At 37.5% G+C, this 23348-nt stretch carries 19 protein-coding genes and 3 pseudogenes; 5 read left to right on the top strand and 17 right to left on the bottom strand.

Annotated features, from left to right (window positions below; all coding sequences use genetic code 11):
* Window positions 1–65: 65 nt before the first annotated feature.
* Together MKX49_RS07205 and MKX49_RS07200 are read right to left on the bottom strand one after the other, a co-directional pair.
* Window positions 66–278 (bottom strand): hypothetical protein, encoded by a 213-nt coding sequence (locus MKX49_RS07205; RefSeq protein ID WP_098865036.1) that lies wholly within the window; start codon window positions 276–278, stop codon window positions 66–68.
* A 285-nt stretch (window positions 279–563) separates the two neighbouring features.
* On the bottom strand, window positions 564–1190 hold the full coding sequence (locus MKX49_RS07200; RefSeq protein ID WP_340875843.1) for a GyrI-like domain-containing protein: 627 nt from the start codon (window positions 1188–1190) through the stop codon (window positions 564–566).
* A gap of 481 nt (window positions 1191–1671) precedes the next feature.
* Here MKX49_RS07200 and MKX49_RS07195 point away from each other — a divergent pair, with 481 nt between their 5' ends.
* Window positions 1672–2763: a GerAB/ArcD/ProY family transporter gene (locus MKX49_RS07195; RefSeq protein ID WP_323599301.1), complete on the top strand. Its 1092-nt coding sequence runs from the start codon at window positions 1672–1674 to the stop codon at window positions 2761–2763.
* Window positions 2764–3017: 254 nt separating this feature from the next.
* Here the strand turns inward: MKX49_RS07195 and MKX49_RS07190 are convergent.
* Window positions 3018–3283 (bottom strand): annotated as a pseudogene (locus MKX49_RS07190) (serine hydrolase domain-containing protein); the annotation flags it as partial.
* A 468-nt stretch (window positions 3284–3751) separates the two neighbouring features.
* Here MKX49_RS07190 and MKX49_RS07185 point away from each other — a divergent pair.
* A complete protein-coding gene (locus tag MKX49_RS07185) occupies window positions 3752–4468 on the top strand; it encodes a vanadium-dependent haloperoxidase (protein ID WP_340875841.1) in 717 nt (238 codons plus the stop codon).
* Between the two features lie 502 nt (window positions 4469–4970).
* On the opposite strand, the gene MKX49_RS07180 is transcribed toward MKX49_RS07185, so the two are convergent.
* Window positions 4971–5372 carry a hypothetical protein gene (locus MKX49_RS07180; RefSeq protein ID WP_340875840.1) on the bottom strand — a complete coding sequence of 134 codons (402 nt, stop codon included), beginning with the start codon at window positions 5370–5372 and terminating at the stop codon, window positions 4971–4973.
* A 371-nt stretch (window positions 5373–5743) separates the two neighbouring features.
* Between MKX49_RS07180 and MKX49_RS07175 the strand changes: the two genes are divergently transcribed.
* Together MKX49_RS07175 and MKX49_RS07170 are read left to right on the top strand one after the other, a co-directional pair.
* A complete protein-coding gene (locus tag MKX49_RS07175) occupies window positions 5744–6214 on the top strand; it encodes a hypothetical protein (protein ID WP_340875839.1) in 471 nt (156 codons plus the stop codon).
* An 823-nt stretch (window positions 6215–7037) separates the two neighbouring features.
* On the top strand, window positions 7038–7340 hold the full coding sequence (locus MKX49_RS07170) for a hypothetical protein (RefSeq protein WP_340875838.1): 303 nt from the start codon (window positions 7038–7040) through the stop codon (window positions 7338–7340).
* 379 nt (window positions 7341–7719) lie between these two features.
* Here MKX49_RS07170 and MKX49_RS07165 read toward each other — a convergent pair.
* From MKX49_RS07165 to hflX, 10 genes and pseudogenes are all read right to left on the bottom strand, one after another.
* A pseudogene (locus tag MKX49_RS07165) lies at window positions 7720–7863 on the bottom strand (iron chaperone); the annotation flags it as partial.
* A 537-nt stretch (window positions 7864–8400) separates the two neighbouring features.
* Complete coding sequence (locus tag MKX49_RS07160) at window positions 8401–10458, bottom strand: transglycosylase SLT domain-containing protein (protein WP_340875837.1); 2058 nt, start codon at window positions 10456–10458, stop codon at window positions 8401–8403.
* Between the two features lie 381 nt (window positions 10459–10839).
* A pseudogene (gene tnpC, locus MKX49_RS07155) lies at window positions 10840–12429 on the bottom strand (IS66 family transposase).
* 41 nt (window positions 12430–12470) lie between these two features.
* The gene (gene tnpB, locus MKX49_RS07150) at window positions 12471–12809 is read right to left on the bottom strand and encodes an IS66 family insertion sequence element accessory protein TnpB (RefSeq protein WP_340875836.1); all 339 of its coding nucleotides are present in this window, start codon (window positions 12807–12809) and stop codon (window positions 12471–12473) included.
* A gap of 15 nt (window positions 12810–12824) precedes the next feature.
* Window positions 12825–13145 (bottom strand): IS66 family insertion sequence element accessory protein TnpA, encoded by a 321-nt coding sequence (gene tnpA, locus MKX49_RS07145; protein WP_057276191.1) that lies wholly within the window; start codon window positions 13143–13145, stop codon window positions 12825–12827.
* A 608-nt stretch (window positions 13146–13753) separates the two neighbouring features.
* Window positions 13754–14335, bottom strand: a complete 582-nt coding sequence (locus tag MKX49_RS07140; protein WP_340875835.1) for a hypothetical protein — start codon at window positions 14333–14335, stop codon at window positions 13754–13756.
* A 942-nt stretch (window positions 14336–15277) separates the two neighbouring features.
* Window positions 15278–16612, bottom strand: a complete 1335-nt coding sequence (gene glnA, locus MKX49_RS07135; RefSeq protein WP_034313424.1) for a type I glutamate--ammonia ligase — start codon at window positions 16610–16612, stop codon at window positions 15278–15280.
* A 36-nt stretch (window positions 16613–16648) separates the two neighbouring features.
* The gene (locus MKX49_RS07130) at window positions 16649–17053 is read right to left on the bottom strand and encodes a MerR family transcriptional regulator (RefSeq protein ID WP_048680941.1); all 405 of its coding nucleotides are present in this window, start codon (window positions 17051–17053) and stop codon (window positions 16649–16651) included.
* 197 nt (window positions 17054–17250) lie between these two features.
* The gene (locus MKX49_RS07125; RefSeq protein ID WP_340875833.1) at window positions 17251–18519 is read right to left on the bottom strand and encodes a methionine gamma-lyase family protein; all 1269 of its coding nucleotides are present in this window, start codon (window positions 18517–18519) and stop codon (window positions 17251–17253) included.
* Between the two features lie 12 nt (window positions 18520–18531).
* Window positions 18532–19785 carry a GTPase HflX gene (hflX, locus tag MKX49_RS07120; RefSeq protein WP_048680932.1) on the bottom strand — a complete coding sequence of 418 codons (1254 nt, stop codon included), beginning with the start codon at window positions 19783–19785 and terminating at the stop codon, window positions 18532–18534.
* Window positions 19786–19953: 168 nt separating this feature from the next.
* Between hflX and MKX49_RS07115 the strand changes: the two genes are divergently transcribed.
* Window positions 19954–20562, top strand: coding sequence for a trimeric intracellular cation channel family protein (locus MKX49_RS07115; RefSeq protein WP_340875832.1), 609 nt, complete (start codon window positions 19954–19956; stop codon window positions 20560–20562).
* A 37-nt stretch (window positions 20563–20599) separates the two neighbouring features.
* Here MKX49_RS07115 and spoVK read toward each other — a convergent pair whose 3' ends face one another.
* The 3 genes from spoVK to miaA all read right to left on the bottom strand — a co-directional run bounded on the left by spoVK (window position 20600) and on the right by miaA (window position 23097).
* Window positions 20600–21556: a stage V sporulation protein K gene (spoVK, locus tag MKX49_RS07110; protein ID WP_034313433.1), complete on the bottom strand. Its 957-nt coding sequence runs from the start codon at window positions 21554–21556 to the stop codon at window positions 20600–20602.
* A gap of 383 nt (window positions 21557–21939) precedes the next feature.
* Entirely contained in the window at window positions 21940–22173 is a 234-nt protein-coding gene (gene hfq / locus MKX49_RS07105; protein ID WP_034313436.1) for an RNA chaperone Hfq, read from the bottom strand.
* 3 nt (window positions 22174–22176) lie between these two features.
* Complete coding sequence (gene miaA, locus MKX49_RS07100) at window positions 22177–23097, bottom strand: tRNA (adenosine(37)-N6)-dimethylallyltransferase MiaA (RefSeq protein WP_048680990.1); 921 nt, start codon at window positions 23095–23097, stop codon at window positions 22177–22179.
* Window positions 23098–23348 lie beyond the last annotated feature (251 nt).

The raw sequence follows: 23348 nt of genomic DNA, 5'->3' as shown, positions 1-23348 counted from the left end.
CTTATCATGGTTCATCGTTCTCAACGTCATAAAAAAGCACCCAAATTATTGGATGCCTCCTCCTTTTATTCATCAATTTTGACTTCTTTCAGTAAATCATTTCTATACGAAATTGCATCTCGTTCAAAAACTTTTTTAAACCTGTTTTCGTACTCTTCACGGGTTATTAAACCTTTTTCTTCCAGTAATTCCACTATGGTTCTAACCCTTACTCTACTCGACACTAATTCGTTTGTCATATTGGACAATAAAATACTGATTTTCTCATCATCATTCATTCTCTCATCCCCTTTGTTTAACTAATTTGACAAAAGGGACCAATTCCCTGCAAAAAAAAACACCCAAAAGAATAGATGGTTTTCAATAGGTAAAATGAGGGTGGTGTTAGGTCCTCTTTTACACCTCATATAAACTATGAGCCATACCATAAAACCGTATTATGGAAAACTTTATAAGTACTACCTAATTGCATCCTATGGTATAATGCACCTTTTATCTATGTAAACTCCTTCAATCTTTGCTACATTAAATAATGAATGCATGTTAACTGCTAAGAGTTCATGCTATTCTATCGGCTTAACCTTATATCTCAAAACTGTTTTTAATTTTGAAGGTTCAACTTTCCTAAAATCTGAAAGATATATTTCTCTATGTTGTAATGACGTTTTTTCCAGATTATTATTTTTTATGAATTCATTCATTACTTTAAAACTTTGAGGTTCATCATCATATGGACCAACATGAAGCATTTGGACAGATAAACCATCTTGAAATGTACCGAACCTTACATTATTTAGAAATGGATGTGGTTTCTTTTTTTCAACATGTTCAAATGCTCTGTCCACTATTTCCTTTGTTACAAAATCTGGTTGTCTAATCATGATTGTATATAATAATTCATCTTTATTTAATGTATCTAGTTTCTTACCCTCTTCCGTTAAATCCCAAATTCCTTCTAATGGATATACGGTATATTCAAAATATCCAGCTGGAGTGCATCCTTGCTTCGGCATCATTCTGACCGCATAAGCCAATGAATAAAGAACACCTATCTTTTCAGCGAATTCGTTCTCATTTGGATTTCCTTTTCCCTTTATCAAAAAAAATTTCTGTTCTGGAATTGATACAAGTTCAGGTTTTTGTTTTGGGATATATAAATTCTTCTCTTGTTTTCTCCATTCGTATTTCATTAGTTTTGTTCCCTTCTGTATATTTTTTTCCATCCATCAAGAAATTAACAAACAGTTTGTCATGTTATTATCAAAGGACAATAGTTCCTCTAAACGTTCATCGTCAACCTTTTTATTAGCCGTGTCCGGAAAAGTATTAAGATCACTATTGCTTAATATTTCTTTTTATCACTCATCTATTATACCCCGCTGTTGTTCCAGAATAAGACTTTCTATCTTTCGGAAAAGGCCATCTCGGTTCTCTCCTTTTTTGTCCGCTCACGCTTGAACACATTGTAAGCCATACCCCTGCCGTCCACATGTTTCTGTTCCTTGCCTAATGCCTTACACAACCACTTTTCATTAAATGTCACTGAAGCTTTCAACTTACCGACAAGGATTATACAAAAATTCCATCCATAATTTAATCGATCTTTTTGAATAGATTTCACTTATAAAAGCCAGATTATTAATATATGAGTGATACAAATGAGGGTCCTACATGAATCAAGCTGGTGTCAATGAAAAATATAAGGTATCGCCATTTTATGTGTTTTTTTTAATGCATTCCATGCAAACTGGATTAGGCGTATTGAGTTTTCAAAGAGAGTTGGCTAAAGCGACGGGAACCGATGGCTGGTTATCCATACTCCTAGCTGGATTGATTGTTCATATATTAATTTGGTTAATCTATAAGATATTTAGGATTGTTCCTGGTGATATAATCTCCACTAATAATCATGCATTCGGTAAATGGATTGGTAATTTCTTCAGTCTTTTATTTATTCTTTACTTTTTTATCCTTGGAATGACAATCATAATTGGCTATATAAATGTCATTCATGTTTGGATGTTTGAAGAGGTACCTTCTTGGGCATTTGCTTTGGTTTTCCTTATTTTGATTTACTATATAAATACAGGAGGATTCCGAACCATTACGGGTATTGCCTTCTTAACTGTAATAGTTTCATACTGGCTTTTATTTGTACCTTTTTATGGTTTTAAATACTCTGATTTCACCGGTTTTCTTCCTATTTTCCATCATAATTTAGTCGAAATAATGGAAGGAACTAAAAGTTTTTCATTATCCATGCTTGGATTTGAAATGATACTGATGTATTATCCGTTCATCAAAAGTGCTGAAACATCGCAAAAGTATGCTCACGGAGGAGTTGTGCTCACTACGTTATTGAGCTTATTACTTTATTTTGTATCGATAGTCTTTTATTCACAGAAACATTTAACCCTTACTCTATGGCCAACACTAACATTGACCAGTATTATTGAGTTGCCCTTTATTCAACGGTTCGAATACATAACTGTTTCTTGGTGGACCATCGTTATCATACCCAATATGGTCATTCCTTTGTGGGCTGCCAGCAGGGGGGTCAAGCGCTTATTCAATGTCCAGCAAAAATATCCGTTATGGGGAATGTCCATAATCATACTACTTGTGAATATATTTTTTTATGATATCGATTCCTTATATATATTAAATAAAATAATCAATCCGTACAGCGTATGCTTCATTGTTATATATTTGCCTCTTCTTTTTGTTTTCATAAGCATTAAAAAATCGCGGAACCGGTTATGAAAAAGTTGGAAATTTCCAGTGAGATAATAGCTGCTGTTCTTATAACGAGCTCACTATCACAAATTGTCCCCATCAGATAAATATCAATTCTTTCACCAAATAAGTTCGGGCTAGGGAAACAAAAGGAAGACCACTTATTGTGGTCTTCCCAGACTGTAGACAAACTCGATGACAATCGAGTTTGTCTATTTTTATGGCTTGTACAATTTGGACGTTGATTGGAACGTAGGGCACTCGCTTTCCGCGGGCGGGCGGTCGGGCAGCCACTGATCTACTGGGTCATCCAGCCTCAGCCTGCACTCGTCGAGCAAGACTATCGCCCGCTGCCATCGTGACTGGCTTGGACGTCGAGGCAATCCAAAAGATCGTGTCCCGGCGCATCGGCGCACCACCGTCATGGCGCATCGTACCTATCACTTCGACATGATAACGTCTCACCGTACCGGCTGACCAGGGCGACGAGTCCAGGGATTTTTCCGGACTCGACATGCCGTGCCAGCACCTCACGCAGTCTACGCAGTCATGCTTCGCAGAAGCCGTTGTTGCTTATCTTTTTCATTTGGGTTCCCTCTCTTGACCTTTTTATCAGCCCAATTGCTCTACAAAATCGCTTTTGATAGAGCCATATGTTCATCGGACGTTTATTCTCGGTTTTATCTTTTCCGTAAGTAATCTTCTTTGACAACTGTTGTCTTGCCTCCTAATTGGAGCCGAGCAGAGCGAAAATACTGCCCTTATCCATTTAAGCTCCTACCTTCACAACACCTAAATATGTATATTCTAGAAGTTAAATATACATTCCTTCTTCAACTAACCGCCCCGATAGATGAAAATTCTGCCTCAGCATCCAGGGAATTGAAGTAAAACACATCTTAATCTAAGTGTATAACTCTTTCTCCTCTGATAAGGAATCAAAAAGTTATATGGTCATACTTCATTACACTTAATCATAAGGAACAAGGAGAACATTAATTAGGGGGTGGTCTTTATGAGAACAAGTTATAGAAGATGGACAGAGTTTCCTTACCCAGGGGAAAGTCTCCCACCTAAAGGTTCTCCAGAGGCAGGAAATTGGCCAATGTTTTTTATTTCAAGGGGAAGAGACAATGATTTCCTGGACCCCTTTCATCAACGAATCATTTGGCGAGTTAAAAATCCACTTGATATTGATTGGGAAACAGAGTTATTCATTGTAGAAGAGACATTAAAGTCATTGACTTCCCAGCAAATACGCATCGCACAATATTGGGGAACAGGTGAATTAACGGCGAAAATTACCACTCTAATTTTCAATTTAGCTGAAAAATATATGCTGGGGTCACCGAGTGTTGCAAGGGTTCAGAGTTATTTCCACGCGGCTATGAATGATACCTTTGTTGTCACGTGGTTTTTAAAATATCATTGGGATGTTGCACGTCCAAATCAATATGGCAGAAATCTGTCTACTGTGCTGTTTACCCCTCGTTTTCCAGCTTACCCTTCTGCACACGCAACAGTTGCAGGCTGTGCAGAGACAGTATTAAGTTATTTCTTCCCTCAAGAGTCTTCAGAATTAATAAAAATAATGGAAGAAAGTGCTCAATCTCGTTTGTACGCTGGGGTACATTTTAATGTGGATAATACGGAAGGTTTAAGTTTAGGCAGACAAATTGGAGAGCTAGTTGTAAGCTTTTTAAGGGCACAAAATCTAAATACGCTTCAATAATATTTTGGGTTCAGGTTGTGCTAACCTGAACCTTTAGTTAAATAAAGAAAGAGCTGCATAAAGTCAGCCCCGATCTTCAGCTAAAGCACCTGTTAGTGGACCAAGTCTATATACTTTTCCATAGCTAACCAATCTTTCATCCACTTTGTTCTTGGAAAATTGGTCTTTCTATTAGTAATGTTTATAGCTTTTACCTTGGACAAAAGGCAATGTTCCCGCAACTGCATCTAAGGGAAAAAGAGTGAATGAAGTAAAAATATAAAACGTAAAAGATTTTTATCTTTTTTTGAAGTTATGAAAAAATAAGTTAAACCCTCGTCGTAGAGGTCATGAAATACTTATATGACTAGTTTTTTTATCAACACCACTATTCATGAAAGATTTTAACAATATAATATTACTAGCTATTTGTAAACACAAAGAGCTTTACCCCTTTTGGCTAACGCTCTAAATCTATTAATAATACCTTACCAACTCATATATGAACCTTTCCGACTATGTGTTAAGCGTAAATATCACTCTCTTCTTTCTCTTCTTTCTCTCCATCATATAAATCGTGACCACCAACATAAATAGGACCGTTTGCATGATCAATTCTTATTGGCCATTCATACGGAACAGATATGCGTCTTGCTACACCTCTCCAAAAATTACACGAATCGGCTTCAAAGTCTTGAAACTCTTTTAATAGTTCTTTATAAGATGCACCGTCAAATTGTATATTCATATCCTGCAACCTCATGAAAGCCATATGTCTAATTTCAAGCTCGGCTGCCTTTTCCATTTCTTCATCAGTTGCCTCATCAATAATGGTTCCTGGCGGGGGTAAAATAGCGTAGATATTATCTACTTCTTCTGCCGTTTCTTGTGTGGGAATCAATTTATTTCGGATCCGATTAAGCATAAAGTCAACTCCTAATGGTTTTTTTCTAGTATATATTACCTATCAAACTAAGTAAACTAAATAGTCTTAATTTTGAATAAATAAAACTGTTAATCGTGTATAAGCTTAGTTGAACATGTCTTATCTCGTTCCATACACGTGACCTAAAACCTTCTTCTGCTGCTCATCTGTCCTGTACTCTGCCAAGCTAAGCAACAACTCCTAGTCATTCGCTCGTAAACCGTTTCATTTACTTATAGAACTTCTTAGCTTGTCAGGCTGTTTTTGTTATTGTGGGACCCTAGACCTTTCCTACTATCTTAATAAAGATGGCTTTTGAGTAAATCCTAACCTATAATTAGTCTGATACTGTACTACATAAGGGGACAACAATGTATTTCTGGAATATTAACAAACTCGTCAAAGCTTTACAGGAAGGAACAATAACCAACAAACAAAAGAAAAGATACCGTATATTCTTCTGGGGAATATTTACTCTTTCAGTACTTGCATATCCTGTAGTTTATAACCCTTCAACCATGAATGGATATGATGTTATAGATTTAATTTTGACTTCAATTATCGATGTAATTGCAGTCTATCTGTTAATCGTTATTTATAAAAAGAGAAGTAGAAAAGATTTAGATTTTTTCTTACCATTCTTTAGCTTAACGATTCCTCTATTCTTGCATACCTTCGTATGGTCAATACCTTTATTTATCATTGCTTATACATATATTGAACTTTTCGCTCCTTATCATTCTATGGATGAAACTAATCTAATTGATATAATTATGTTTACGATAATCGGAATTGCTATTAACATAGTGAATATTCATTACTTTAAAAAGATATTTAACTGAGCACCTGCACCTTATTGGTGCTTTTTTATTCCTCCTCACAGACCCACCAACTGGTTTAATTCTTCTTTTTCTTGGCTTGGAATCAGATTACTCGGATTGCTGAAATAGTTTTAGCAAGATGGGTGATAAAAGCGCAAAGCCACAAAACCAATAAAGCGACTACTACACAGGCATTATGTTGAAGACACGCGCGTTTAAGAAATTTGACATGAAGTTGAAGAGCGGAGTAAATATGATAAAGTACCATTTGCATACTTCAATGGAATTGGGAATTGTGAAAAAGTTATTGGACAAGTTATATTTTGATATGGGACTTATTACTAATTGAATAACCACAAAAACTAACATTTTAGGATAATATATGATAATTTAACCTTGATATGTTTACATATAAAAAGGAGGGTGAATCTATGAAAAAAATAATTAGTATCGTAACACTTATAGTTTTATACTGGATTGTTTTATTAACGTATAGCGATAACTTAGAATATGATTCAATATTTTATTTAGCAAGTTCCTTATTCATTTTATCTTTAATTTTTATATGTTTCTTAAAAATTAAAGATAAGATAAATATATTTATTTTAATTGCGCTTTTAAATATCTCGGCAATTTATTTAACTGTTAATTTTCTTATAGGCATAATACTTTTTTTAGCTTTCATCGTGATTTTATGTTTTTCTATTTATTCATATATAAGTAAATAGTAACATGATAATAGAAAAAAGCAGAAATACTCTGAATATTTATTCCTATTCCCCTTTTTTTATGGTAGGTTTATATATGTACATGTACATATATTTAAAAGGAAGGAATGAAGGCGATGAATTTTAAAAAAGGTACTGCATTTTTCATGAGTTTTATATTATTACTTGGTACAGTATTAGTCGCCCTACCAAGTAAAACTTCAGCCAATTCTGAAATACATGTATTAGAAGAATCTTTAACAATAATTAAAGAAACCGATAAGAAGTTCGATTATATTTTATCAATCGATGGCAACCAAATCCGGTATATTGAAATAACGGAGGTTATGGATGATGGATCTAAAGTTATCCATACAAAATCTTATAACGAAGAGACAAATGAATTATTACAAGATTTTAAAACAATTATTAAAGATTAAAAAATAACTGATCAAGAAATCTATAAAAATGAAGAAATGCCTGAGCCTAATATAGAATACAGGCCCATTTTTTGTACCCTTTGCTACAGCAAGTAACAAATCATTAGTTTCTGTTTTAAACATGAGCTATAAAAAGAACTATTCTACCAAACTTTCACAAAAACGCCTATTTATTAGCATTCACTAAAATTCATTTATCATAATAACTCAAGAATTATCGGGCATTTATCGGGTGATTTTTTGGCAGTATTTTTTACTATACTTTTCACTTTTATAAATTTAAAAACCAAAAAAGTATAACGAGTTTAAGTCGTGTTGTTAAACCGTCCGACTACAGGATAGGCTAATACTTGCTTTACTCTTTTCATGTACTTTATACGTGATCGGAAAACAATGGCGTATTCCACTTGATTTGTGATTCCAAATTGGGGAATTTATTAGCAACCCACGCCAAAATTTCCTCTGTTCGTTCGCAGTGCTCGGGGTTATCGATACCCGCTAAATATTTCGCAAAAACTTCCATGTTGTTCCCTCCTAAAATAAAAATTAGGTCGTTCAGAGAAATTCCTCAAACCATTCGTTTGTAACTTTTTAAACTTCTACAAATAATACACAAACTCCTTCTTCCATAAAACTTCCTTTTACTCGAATAAGAAAAAGCGATCCTTCATTATTGGGAATCGCACCCGTTAGACATAACAATTCATATTAAATACAGCTTTGTAAATCCATTACAATAAACATAAGAAGGCAACTCCCATAAGGGTTAGTTGCCTTATTTTAAAATGAGCTGCGAGACACATTCAACATGTGCGGACTGCTGATTGTAGAAAAAATAATAAAGTGATGATGTAGCTTTGTTCACCTTACTATAAGCGTATTTTTACGCTTTTGAAATGGCATTTTTTAGATTATCAACCTCTCAAGGAAGATGTAACGGAACTAAAAGTAATGGTACACCTTAATTGATAAATTGTCCGTGAAAAGAAAATAGCCCCCTCCTGTATGAAGTGGGGGCTTTGATTTTGTCAGCTTTTTATACATATTCAGGTAATAATAATTAAGGTTTGGCACTAATTATTGTTGTCCAACCACTGTATACCTTTGTTGTGCCAACCGTTCTATATGCTCTTAATTTATAATAATATGTCTTTCCTGTTGTTAAACTACTATTTGTATAATATAAGGAAGTTGTGCTTTTTAGTAGATTATATGTTCCTGAGAATGATGTAGACCTGTAAAGTTCATAGCCACTTGCTCCAGATACAGAGACCCATGTCAGCTTTAAGCTGGTTGAACTTATTCTGGTTGCCTTAAAATTAGTTGGAACAGTTGGTACTGGTTTTGCAGTAACTACAGTTGAATAATTACTATATACCTTCATACTTCCTACGGTCCTGTAAGCTCTAATTTTGTAATAATATGGTTTATTCGTTGTAAGTCCTGTATTAGTATAACTTGTTGAGGTTGTTGATCCTGCAAGAGAATAAGTCCCTGTGCTTGATGTGGCCCGATATACTTCATACCCACTTGCTCCACTTACTGCGGTCCAACTAGTTCTTACACTATTATAGGAAGAAGATGCGGCTTTAACTGAACTTGGTACAGCTGGTAATGGTTTTGCCGTAACAATAGCTGAATAATTACTATAAACTCTGGTACTTCCAACCGTTCGGTAAGCTCTCATTTTGTAATAATACGATTGATTGGTTGTCAGGCCGCTATTCATAAAACTTGTAGATGTCGTCGTTCCAACCTTAGAATACGTACCTGCGCTTGATGTCGATCGATAAATCTCATACCCTGATGCACCGCTTACTGCCGCCCAGCTAGTTTTAATACTATTATAGGAAGAAGATGCGGCTTTAACTGAACTTGGTACAGCTGGTAACGGTTTTGCCGTAACAATAGCTGAATAATTACTATAATCTCTGGTACTTCCAACCGTTTGGTATGCTCTCATTTTGTAATAATACGATTGATTGGTTGTCAGGCCGCTATTCATAAAACTTGTGGATGTCGTCGTTCCAACCTTAGAATACGTACCTGTGCTTGATGTCGATCGATAAATCTCATACCCTGATGCACCGCTTACTGCCGCCCAGCTAGTTTTAATACTATTATAGGAAGAAGATGCGGCTTTAAACGCGACTTGTTTCTCGATATAAGCCGATGAAACGTATCCACTATACTGTCCATCGAGTGTTTTTGCTGGAAACCAGACAAATTGATTTTGACTGATTTCAGACTCATCAAATTCAAATGTGCCTTCAATTAGTAAGGGTGTATTGATCGGCAACCTTTTATAATCCGGTGACCCTGGTTTTTTTCGTAATTTAACGTCATACTCAGTTGTCAGTACTCGGTCCCCTGCTTTTAATTTGATCGTTGTCTCATGAACACCCTGTACGATATATTCGGGCTTTAGGAATTCAATGGGCTTATCACTTTCTCTGTCGTATTTGAAATACTTTATGTCAAATGGATACCTTGCTAAGATGGTATCGCCCCTGTAACTTTCTTCTTCGATTTTTCCGAAACTGTCTTTTTCGATTTTTCTGAAAACTAATTCTTGATAGGCCTCATGATTAATTTCTCCTGTTTCTTGGTATAGAGGGCTATTCACTGGCACGACCCCATTGTATGCCATGACAGGAAAATACCAATTTTCAATGATGTCTCGTCCTGCTCCTTTGATGCTCGGAAGCGTAGTCAAACTGGCCTTGCTATTGAGAATACGTACGCCTGTTTCGATATTGTAAAGAATATCATTCTTTAAGCGCTCTTGCTGTTCCTCTGGTAAGGTTGTATCTGTGATTTGCATAATCCCAATTCCCCCGTCCTTCGAGATGAACGGCTTACCATCGACGAATTGTCTCCAGTATGATTCTCTTGTGGCAATCCCTTTTACGACTTCAGGCGGAATATCCGCTTGGATTGCAGCGTTTGTCAACAAACAATTGATATGTTGGTAAGTTGGGTTTTCATTTGGTTTAATGTCACCATATTGTTCACAATTCAATGACCATTCTGTTTCCGATTCTGCTGTCGCTTTCCCATGAAACAAACTGACCATACATGCCACTAGTAACCCTGTTTTTACTAAAAAAGATTTCATGACTCCATCTTCCCCACTCTATTTGTTTATGTAGTTACCATTCTATTTATTTATGTAGTTATCAATTTATTTTAACATACTTAGTCCAGATTAAGTGTTTCACATTGTTGAAGTAAAAGTTTCAATGAAGCACTTTTTTTAAAAATTATTTAAATCAATCTTCGATAGCAAATACTTCCTCAAAGAAATTTCGATATTAGATGGGTAGCATCACTCTTGATGTAACCCAACGGATTATGAAAATGGAAGGTTTTATTCTATACGTCTTTAACCCACCTACCTCCTTACTCCATTATAAACTGCAATATTGCAGCTAGCCCTTCCAGTTAATCGTAAACGTTAAGTAGCCCCCAAATACTACATGGATGGTGTATTTCGGGACTATGTTTTGTTTGCTTCACTTTTTATCGGTACTCTGCATGCAGAGGGTAAACTAGATGACCACGGCAAGACTTTATCTATTTCTTTTTTATTCGTTAGATCCATATTTGGTAGCGTTTCAAACAAATAGCGAAGATAATGATAGGGACTCAAATCGTTCTCTTTTGCCGTTTCAACCACACTATACATGATGGCACTCCCTCTAGCACCTCGCGGTGTATTAGAAAACATCCAATTTTTTCTCCCAATCACAAACGGCTTAATGGAACGTTCACTTCTGTTGTTGTCGATTTCTAAATGTCCGTCCAATAAAAAAGCTTCAAGATGATTCCATTGATTCAAACAATAAGTGATGGCTTTTCCTAGCGCGCTTTTTGGTAGAACGAGATCTTTTTGTTCATAAAGCCATGCTGAAAAAAGGTCCAGAATGGGCCTGCTTTTTTCCAGTCGCTGCTCATATCGTTCTGTAGAGTCGACATGTTTTAGCTTTCTTTCGATAGAATACAGTTGATTACAGAAATACAACCCTTCGCTCGCCTTCACCTTTTTTCCCTGCTGTGAATCAGGTAAAGCCTTTAAGGATTCATCAAACTTACGTCTGGCATGCGCCCAACATCCCACAAGGGTGACATCCGGTACTTGATTGTAACCACTATATCCATCCACTTGTAAATAACCTTGATAACCCGTTAAAAAACGTTTCGGGTGTTCGCCTGCTCTTGTTGGTTGATAGTCATAGAGAACAATGGGGATATCATCTCGCCCTGTGCGATATAACCACAGATAGGACTTGGTAGTTGCGGCACGACCAGGTTCACGTAAGACTTGGAAGGTTGTTTCATCCGCATGAAGGATGGTTCGAGCAAGTAGATGCTCATGCATCCTTTTATACAATATCACTAACCATTGATCAGCCCCGTATAATAACCAATTTCCCATCGTTTGACGCGATAAGTAGATTCCCATTCGTTCAAAATGCTTTTCCTGACGATAAAGAGGCAATCCTTCTACATATTTTTGAGTCATGATATACGCCATAATGGACGGGGAAGCTATACTTTTGGGAAAGGCAGGAGCTGGCATATTCGCAGTCACGATCGGTGTGGAAACCTCATCTAGTTCACACTTGCGGCAAGCATATACGTATCTCTTATGTTCTGTCACCTTTACTTCTGCAGGAACAATCGTCAGTTCCTTACGGACTTCTACACTCATCTTATGTAGAGCACCACCACAGCATGAACAAACCTGTTCCTCGTCAGCCAAACGATATTCAATCGTTTCGATAGGAAGGTTTTGGACGGACTCATCCCTATGACCGCGTTTCTTTTTACGACGATAGGTGATGGTTTCAACAGCTGGTTCGGGTACTTCGGTGTCACTTTCTTTCTCAGCTTCATTAAACAGTTCTAGAGCGAGTTGATTTTCCGTTGTTTTTTCGCTAGACGTACCAAACCGTTTTTGTTAGCTAAGACGAAATTGTTCTTCATACCATCTCACTTTTGCCGTGAGTTCTTCTACTTGAGCTTGAAGAGATTCAATTGTAGGTTGATTTTGATGAGAGGATGTTGTTTTCATAGATGAATCCATTCGACAAAATGAATCAAATCCCTTCTAAATATATGAATTTCTCACACGATTGTTCTCGCATATACAGCTTGATGCCCTTGTTTTTGTTCAAATGGAAATCCATCAAGAAGCCATCTCAGTTGCCTTCTTGATATGGTAAGTGGCACATTTGGATGTTGAGTTGGCCAGTCAAACTTTCCTTTTTCCAATCTGCGATAATGCAACCAAAAACCATTATGTTTCCACACGAGAATCTTTAGTTTATCGCGTAAGCGATTGCAAAAGACAAATAAACAAGAAGAAAAGGGATCTAAATCAAACTCTTCCTTTACAATGGCTGCCAGTCCATCAATAGCTTTACGTAAGTCTTGTAGCTCCTTGTGCGATACATACCCTTTCAATGGCTGTTTCTGGTATCATAGCTGTTTTACCGTCTGCATCACTTGTAAAAGCACTTGTGGAGTAAAAGGTGCATCTATTTCAATTGTAGCTTCTTTAAAATGAATGCGGATGGTGGTATGTATTTTTTCTTCTATTGGAGGGATATTCACAGATACCCATTTTGTACGTTTACTTTCAGTTGGACTATCAGCTTGAGGAGATAATTTCTTGAGCCAATAATATAGCCGATGAACCGGCAGGTTCTGTTTTTGACACCAAGCAGCTTTTGATAATCCACTTTCTTTAAAATCTTGGATGTGAGCTTCCCATTCTTTCTTTATAAGGCGTTTTTTCATAAAAAAACCTCCACATGTATGATGTAAGGAGATTATCTCATGAGCTATTTACAAGTAGTAGGTGGGGAATATTTGACGCTTACCTTTATACCTTGCTTATAGTTAAAAGCAACTATTTGCTTACATTTGGCAAACTGTGGCTCTTTTGTTTCCAAAGAGGAGGCATAGGTTTTTTGGAAGGTTTTTATCTCGGATTTTTATATAAAATATCTGCCAAGGAGGTATTACTATAAATTAAGCTTTTATAAATTTTATTATCTTATAAATTCCAAAACCTATTGCGACCAATATAAGTAAGACTATAAGCATGTTTAGAAAATTAATATCTGACATAATTTGAGCTCCCCTTTGATAATGACAATTTAACTAAAATTAACATAATTTTTTGGAAATGAAATACTAAATTACTAATAATCCCTATATAATCATATAGGATTGTATAACAGTATATTCTTAACAGTAACTAGGAATTTAAGCTTTACCTGAATAATGGGCATGTAAAAAAAGTCCATTATTCAGGAATTTTTATATGTCCTTTTTTCCTCAGTCTAAGAACACGGTCAAACATAATATGACTTGACACCCTTCTATTGCACTATTTTATGGGGCTACAGTGATTTGTGTACCATCTGAGAAATTACTGTAGATTTTGCAAATGTATTTGCATATACAGGAATGCCACTATAAGTTTTAAGATTATCAAATGTGCATTTCTTCAGATTTGAACAAGATCTGTTTATGCTCCCTTTATAAAGTACAAAAAGACTTTTTGAAGCCCTCAAACCATAAGATGTGTGTGAAATTGAACTTTTTAGTGATTTTGCATTTGTTTTAGTAGTGATGGTAGTAGTGAAATCCCCATCAAAGGATCCAGAAGTTGCCTTTAAATTTGAATAATATGTTCCTGCAACTTTCGTCGTGTGCCTGCCTTTTGATTTTGTTTTATTAAAACCTTTAGTTTTTTTTGATAGAATATTTGCCTTTTCAAGATTCCCAGCGATAAACATGGCATCTTCGGTGCTAAGCTGAGCCCCTATTGGATATTTAGCGCTAATGCTTTCAAGCTTAGTTTGGACAGCAACAGAGTATTCTTCTGCCTTTGTAGCGGTTGAAAAACCCAATGATAGAGTAATAGCTATAGCACCAAGTGTAATAAATTTTCCTAACTCTTCTTTTTCATAATTTAACACTCCTTTTTTATGAATCGCTACAATAGTACCACGAAAAATTACAAAGTAACACTAATTTAGAAATTATTGTCATAATGGTTATTTTTTATGAGCACAATTACCCTTTAAAGTCATTAAAATTAATATGGTTTAGTAATTAAAAAGCCCTTCTCAAAATTAGAAGGATTTTTTAATTTTCTACAATTACATCAATAATTTCATCAAACTGTACTTTCTCAAAAGAACTGCCTTTCTTCTGGATTCTTATCTCTTTCGTAACAGAATGAATTTACATGCAGATCAATTGGGTTTCCCTCGTTATGTAATCTAAATCTTATCGGTAAATGATATTCCATTGAATAAAAAATGTGTTGTTGATGTTTCAATAGAAATAACAAATAAGTTCAAATATTCAATTGGCTTTCATTCCAAAATAGGCGCATTTCTCAATGAAAAGTGCTTATGGATGTACTCTATCCCTTTTAGGAGTTTTTTTTGGGAAGCTTGGCCTTATTTTTGAGCCCTTTGCTGAGTCCGGACTAAGGCGGCGAGAAGGCCCTAATATTCCGTAAGCTTGGGAAAGTCTATAACTGATATTAGTATAATATTTGCGAAGAACTGTGATGATGCCAAAGGAAGAATCAATTGAAATTAACACCTTATAAGTAATAGGTTTTAACGTTCTTCCAAAAAAGTCTCATGCTTCAAGCAACCTGGAAGAGTAGTAAGTAGTGGGTAGTTCACACCAAAAAAGACGAAGCCCTTGGACTTATCCCTCTCAAGTAGACAAGGGTAAGTCCAAGGGCTTTTCTTTGAATGGATTATCATTGGGGATACATGGATTATGCCCATTTGAATAAAATAGTTTGAAATGTGGTCAGCTAGCCCGTTCCCTTTCATTTTATAAAAATAAAAAAAGCCTTGGCAACTGAGAAACTCAGTAATACCAAGGCTTTAAAGCTATTAATACATTGACATATATTGTTCGCGTTCCCATGGGTGAACTTGAGTACGGAACATATCCCACTCGATTTCTTTTGCTTCGACGAAGTGTTCAAGTAAATGTTCACCTAATGCTTCTTTGATGACTTCATCAGATTTTAATGTTTCCAATGCAGCATATAAAGTAGCTGGTAGATCAACGATACCTACTTCTTCACGTTCTTCTTTATTCATTACATAGATGTTGCGATCAACTGGAGCTGGAGGAGTCAAGTCGTTCTTGATACCGTCAAGACCAGCTTTTAGCAGAACGGCAAGTGCCAAGTATGGGTTTGCTGCTGGATCGACACTACGTACCTCTACGCGAGTACTTACTCCGCGTGAAGCTGGGATACGGATTAGCGGGCTACGGTTTTTAGCAGACCATGCAACATAACAAGGAGCTTCGTAACCAGGAACTAGACGTTTGTATGAGTTAACAGTCGGGTTTGTTACCGCAGTGAAGCTTGGAGCATGCTTAATGATACCTGCGATGAATTGCTCAGCTGTTTTGCTTAATTCCAATTTACCTTCTTTATCATAAAATGCGTTTTCGTTGCCTTTGAATAGAGAAACGTTACAATGCATTCCAGATCCGTTAACACCGAACAATGGTTTTGGCATGAATGTTGCGTGTAAACCATGTTTGCGGGCAATCGTTTTAACAACCAATTTAAATGTTTGGATGTTATCACAAGCTGAAATCGCATCTGCATATTTAAAGTCAATTTCATGTTGTCCTGGAGCTACTTCATGGTGGGATGCTTCGATTTCAAATCCCATTTCTTCAAGCTCAAGAACGATATCACGACGGCAGTTTTCTCCTAGGTCAGTAGGTGCAAGGTCAAAGTATCCGCCTTTATCGTTCAATTCCAGCGTCGGCTCGCCTGCTGCATCCAGTTTGAATAGGAAGAATTCAGGTTCAGGTCCAAGATTGAAATCTGTGAAGCCCATTTCTCTTGCTTCTGCAAGAACACGTTTTAGGTTTGCACGTGGATCTCCATCAAAAGGAGTTCCATCCGTATTGTAAATATCACAGATCAAACGTGCCACTTTACCTTTTTCGGAAGTCCAAGGGAAGATAACCCATGTATTTAGATCAGGATATAGGTACATATCAGACTCTTCGATACGAACGAAGCCTTCAATGGAAGATCCATCAAACATCATTTTATTATCAAGTGCTTTTTCTAATTGACTGACTGGGATTTCAACGTTTTTAATTGTCCCTAAAATGTCAGTGAATTGTAAACGAATGTACTTAACATTTTCTTCTTTCGCTAAACGAGTGATGTCTTCACGTGTGAACTTTGCCAATTTCTATTCCCCCTAATAATTCATAAATCATATTTTTTATTGGAAAAAACGGGACATATCCCCTTGTCTAAGAGATGTTCGATGCTTGCTTCCTTGTAAAAGCTCGGCACGCAGAAGCTTGCGAAGCTCCTCGTCACTAAGGTCATGCCTTATTTTTTCCGCTTGTTCTAATTCTTGAGTTTTAGGTAAATTCTGTTCCTTTACAGTGAAAATCTTTTTAATGCCGGCCAGATTGACTCCTTGTTCGATTAAATCTTTAATCTCAAGCAGTCGATCGATGTCATTTAATGAAAAGACCCGACGATTTCCATCTGTTCTCATAGGAGTAATAAGTTGATGCTCTTCGTAATACCGAATTTGGCGTGCAGACAACTCAGTTAACTGCATGACGATTCCGATGGAAAAAAGAGGCATCGAACGCCGAATGTTGTTGCCGCTCATTCTTAGCATCCTCCTTTTGTTTATCTTAAAATAATCTTATATCATGTTATTAAACTTGTCAATATGATGTTACATTTTATGACGTGATTTTATCAGAAAAATTAAATGATTTGTTACTACACAAATATTATGACTATTATTCTTACTGGAATCCAATTGTATCTGGATTCCCATAACATAACTTATTTAATTTCAAATTACAATTGAATCAGCTTTTTGTCCATTAGCGCATTCACAGCAGACAATACAGCCATTTTAACATGGGCGTATGTCAATCCGCCTTGAACATAAGCAACATATGGAGCCCTTGTCGGACCATCTGCCGTCAGTTCAATGCTGGCCCCCTGTATAAAGGTGCCTGCAGCCATGATTACATCGTCCTCATATCCTGGCATATAGGCAGGATATGGTGTCACATGTGAATTGATTGGTGATGCATATTGGATGGCCTGACAGAAGGCAACCATCTTATCCCGTTCATCAAATTGAACGGATTGAATCAAGTCAGTTCGCTTCGCATCCCATTTTGGGGATGTATTCATACCGAGCTTTTCTAAAAAGGCCGCTGTGAACATCGCTCCTTTAACAGCTTGGCCCACGACATGCGGTGCCAGGAAGAATCCTTGGTACATTTCCAGCAGACTATAAAGCGAAGCACCTGCTTCAGCCCCTATTCCTGGTGATGTTAACCGGTAAGAGCAAGCTTCAACCAGGTCCTTTTTACCAACAATGTATCCACCGGTTTTCACTATCCCGCCGCCAGGATTTTTAATGAGTGAACCAGCCATTAAATCCGCTCCGACATGACATGGTTCTTGTGTCTCAACAAACTCTCCATAACAATTATCCACGAACACGACGATTTCCGGGTTAATGCCTTTAACAAAGGCAATCATTTCCTTTATTTCATCGATCGTAAAGGAAGGACGTGTAGCATACCCTTTTGATCGTTGTATACCGATCATCTTCGTATTCGGTTGAATGGCATGTTTGACGGCTTCGAAATCAACGGTTCCAGTTTCCGCCAACGGAACGGCCTTATAGCTGATCTGAAAATCACGTAAAGATCCAATACCCGTCCCCCGGATACCGACGATTTCTTCCAAAGTATCATACGGCTTTCCAGTTATGTATAACAATTCATCCCCTGGGCGCAATATGCCGAAAAGAGCGGTGGAGATGGCGTGTGTGCCTGATATAATTTGGGGGCGCACCAATCCAGCTTCCGCTCCGAAAACATCTGCGTATATCAATTCCAGCGTATCGCGGCCCATATCATCGTATCCATACCCAGTAGTCGGGATGAAGTGGGAATCACTCACTTTATGTGCTTGATAACTTTGTAATACGCGAAATTGATTTTCTTCGATTCGTTCGTCCACTTGCTTATGTAATGGAGAAATCATTGCTTCCACTTCCTGGGCAATGTTTTTCAACACTTCTCCATTTGTTAACTGCTGATACATCAAAATTCCCCTTTATAATGAATATTTCTCCAGCTGCCCGGTTATTGGATGATCAGCTAGACAAAAACCTTTGCATTCATATCTTTCCGATTCTTCATTAAAGGAGAGAGTGCGCAATATGGTTTCATTTTTCAGCTGTGATAATAGTTTACCCTCACTCGATGGCAGGAAAACATGATACGGGATCATTTCTTCAATCACGTACTTTTCAATTTCTTCCATGATTTCATTCAGATCCGATTGTTCATAGGCACTGATCATTAATGAAGCACGACTGGCTGATCTCACAAAATCAGCGTGAACCTTATCTTTCTTATTATACAACGTTAGCTGTGGAATGGAAGGGACATCTAAGTCATTTAGCAAATCCTGCACCGTTTTCTGATGATTAAAGTAATCGGTACTTGAGGAATCGACCACATGTAACAGCAGATCCGCTTCTTTCACCTCTTCCAAGGTAGAGCGGAATGCGGCAATTAAAGATGTCGGCAAATCTTGTATGAATCCAACCGTATCCGTCAGCAGCACGGTAAATCCGCTAGGAAGAATCGCCTTTCGTGTCATGGGATCCAGCGTAGCGAATAATTGGTTCTCTTCATATGAATCCGCCTCCGTCAAACGGTTGAACAGCGTTGATTTACCTGCATTCGTGTATCCCACAAGTGCTATTTGAAAGGTCTTATTACGTTTCCTTCTATCACGATAGCGTTCACGATGCTTCACTATTCCACTTAATTGCTGTTTTATTTCATCTATTTTTCCACGAATGTGGCGGCGGTCGCTTTCCAGCTTCGTCTCCCCTGGTCCCCTTGTGCCGATTCCGCCTCCTAGCCTGGACATTGCCGTCCCCTGTCCAACCAAACGCGGCAATAAATATTGGAGCTGAGCAAGTTCAACCTGCAGCTTCCCTTCCCTGGATCGAGCCCGCTGAGCAAATATATCCAATATTAGCTGTGTCCGGTCTATGACCCTTGCCTCCAATTGTTTCGAAAGGTTCCGAATCTGGCTCGGGGATAATTCATCATTAAAGATAAATAAATCCGGCTCCAGTTCCTCTTCCAGATTCCGGAGTTCTTCCACTTTTCCTTTTCCTATATATGTAGCCGGATCGACGCTTTCCCTTTTCTGGGAGATGGTCATTAAAACCTCAGCATTCGCAGTCTTCGCCAAAGAAGCCAGTTCATCGAGTGAATATTCAAAATGTTCACTGGTCTCAGTTGTTTGACACCCAATCAAGACAGCCGTTTCCTTTATTGCTTCTTCCAAATCACATGCACCACCTTCTGGTAGATTTCAGTTAATCATAACAAAAAAATTGAATATATAAAAATTTCCTCAAAACGAAGCTTTTAACCGTTTTAAAAATTGCGATACCATGCTAAAATCAAATTTGGCTTTACCATCAAAATCGAAAAGACATAGAGGGACATTCATATGACATGGGAAGTATTAAGCTTCATAGGTACGATTGCATTCGCTATAAACGGAACCATCATCGCCATGGAAGAAGAGTATGATATTTTAGGAGTTTATATTTTAGGAATCATAACCGCCTTTGGCGGCGGGGCAATCCGCAATCTGTTGATCGGCGTCCCCGTTTCAGCTTTATGGGATCAAAGTTTCTATTTTGTCATCGCTTTAGTATCCATCACCATCGTTTTTGTTTTTCCTACAAACCTATCAAAGCACTGGGACAGATGGGGAAATCTCAGTGATGCCATTGGCCTCTCAGCCTTTGCCATCCAAGGGGCGATGTATGCCGTGGAACTTAATCATCCAATAAGCGCCATTATAGTATCAGCTGCATTAACCGGATGCGGCGGCGGGATACTCCGTGACGTGCTGGCCGGAAGAAAGCCATTGGTCTTCAGAAAAGAAATCTACGCAGTATGGGCCATCATTGCAGGCTTGGCTTTAGGCAGTGGTGTTTTATCCCAATCATGGCAGCTTTATTTGCTCTTTGCCGTCATCACGATATTGCGAGTCCTTTCTTACACCAATAATTGGCATCTTCCTAATAAAAAATGGGTGCCTAAAACATAAATTTGAAAAGCCCGCCATCTTGGTGGGCTTTTCCATGTCATTCTTTCTCTTCATCCTCGAAAATCAAATCTTGGCTGGTAAGCGTCAATAAATCGGATTTTTCAAATGAATCTTCCAGTAAAAGCCGCATCGCCTGCGCCCTAATTGACTTTTCTATTATATTGCGGATATAACGACCGTTAGAGAATGAAATAGGTCCCCGGAATGAACGTAATATGATTAAATGTTCCCTTAATTTCCTTTCGGCATCCCGATTCATAAGATACTCCTTTTCCTGCAGCATCCGATCGGCTATTTCCATTAACTGTTCAATCGTATAATCCGGAAAATCAATAACGAGCGGGAACCTGGAATGAAGGCCAGGATTAAGACTTAGGAAATATTCCATTTCCCTCGAATATCCAGCAAGGATCAAAATGAATTCATGCTGCCGATCCTCCATATGCTTGACAAGGGTATCTATGGCTTCTTTTCCAAAATCCTTTTCGCCGCCTCTTCCCAAGGAATAGGCTTCATCAATAAATAAGATTCCGCCAATGGCCTTCTTAATTAAATCCCTGGTTTTTTGGGCAGTATGACCAATGTATTCCCCGACTAAATCTGCCCTCTCCGCTTCAATTAAATGCCCTTTCGAAAGTACATTCATTTTTTGAAACAACTTCCCGATTAAACGTGCAACCGTTGTTTTCCCTGTTCCCGGATTTCCTTTAAACATCATATGCAGCGCTTGCCGGCCAGTCTTCAGCCCCTTTGCCTCACGTTGTTTATTGATGTAAATCCAGGCATATATCTCTTTTATCATCCGTTTCATTTCTTCCATTCCAACCAGCGATTTCAGTTCATCTTCAATCTCTTTCAATGCCACATGCTGGTGGGGGATTTCCTGCACCAAAATTTCTTTTATCGGCAGATCCTTTTGTAGCGCTTTTCTGTTTTCCGCATTAAACACAATATTGATTTGCCCGTTATTTTTCATACGGATCGGTTGTTCCATTTCATTCACCTCTCCATCTTGGACCCTGACTCTAACACCACAATTTTTTATGATGGCATGGCAAATGCTGCATAGCCAAAATTATCCCATCGGAAAATTCGTTTATTCCTTTCGTGATTAAGCCCCATTCCCTTCTTGAAAAGCGACTTATTCTGACAGGATTTTTTCATTGGAGGATTTATTACGACAAATCCCATTCCCATTCACCAATATATTAGGGGTAATGTCATTTCCTGCGGTTTCCCGGAAAATAATCCGTCCCTTGATATATATTCAAATAAGGTACGTAAAATTATCGATTCTTTGAAAAAGGACAGAGAAGGGCATGCAAAAAAAAACAGGTCGCTATAAGCTAAACCTGTTTTTTACATTCATATATATGATTATTCCTTCACTTCGTAATCGATCTGAACATTACGTTGTGGAGCAAATGTAGAAATCGCATGTTTATAGACTAATTGCTGCTTGCCCTCCGATTCAAATAAAACGGTAAAATTATCGAACCCTTTCACTTGTCCTCTAATCTGGAACCCGTTTAATAAAAATACCGTCACATACGTACCATCTTTACGTAATTGATTAAGAAACTGATCTTGAATATTTACTGATTGTTTCATGTATTAGTCCTCCTCTTTTCTCTCTAAATTTATGTATTCGCCTTCACTGAAAAGCTTTCCTGCTATAAATCCAGATATTTCATGTATTTTTTTTGGAAAACCTTCGAGATCGGTCATATCAAACCAAATTACATCCATTTTATTCCGGAACCAGGTCAATTGCCTTTTTGCGTATCGACGGGAGTTTTGCTTTAATGTCTCAACGGCTTCATCCAATGAAGCCCTTCCATCAAAATAATCATAGATTTCTTTATAGCCTATAGCCTGGATCGATTGGCAATCCCTCAAACCTTTTTCATGAAATGACTCCACCTCTTGAATCAGCCCTTGTTCTACCATGACATCAACACGTTGATCGATGCGTTGATATAACTTTTCACGTTCCATTGTCAATCCAATGATGCACGTATCATATTTCAATTCTGTAGGCTGTTCATTTAGCTGCTCACTCATGGTTTTACCAGTACAATGAAAAATCTCAAGTGCCCTGATCACCCTTCTTACATTATTCGGGTGAATCCGATTCGCGCTTTCAGGGTCAACGCTGCGTAATTGTTCAAAAACAGGATCGATTCCTGACTCCCTTACCTGTTTTTCAAGTCCCTCCCTATAAACAGGGTCGGATGGAGCCTCCGAAAATTGATAATCATAGATGACTGATTGTATGTATAATCCTGTTCCGCCGACGATAATGGGAAGTTTACCTCTGCTTTGGATATCCTCGATACAAGCATTGGCTCGCTCCTGGAACTCTGCTGCACTAAATGGTTCATCAGGTTCTTTAATATCAAGTAAATAATGAGGGATTCCTTCTGTTTCTTCCCTCTTGATTTTTGCAGTACCAATATCCATCCCCTTATAAACCTGCATGGAGTCTCCGCTAATAATTTCACCATTAAATAACTTTGCCATCTCAATGCTCATCTTTGTCTTCCCAACAGCAGTCGGTCCAATGATAACGAGAAGTTTTCCTTTTTGTTGTTTCACAATCTCACTGCCTTATATGATTTTTTCCCTATCTTATCATAATCTCGTTGAGAGCAGCTAAACATCTACCCATTATGTCCAATTGAGGTACTTTTATTCAATTTTTCACTTGTAATAATCGTCACCTTTATATAAAAAAGGTATGATCCCTTTGAGGGATATACCTTCTTATCAAATGTGTTTCCTTT

Source organism: Peribacillus sp. FSL M8-0224 (genome assembly GCF_038003055.1).
GTDB classification, from domain to species: domain Bacteria; phylum Bacillota; class Bacilli; order Bacillales; family DSM-1321; genus Peribacillus; species Peribacillus frigoritolerans.
This window is presented reverse-complemented; position numbering and strand designations above follow the sequence as displayed.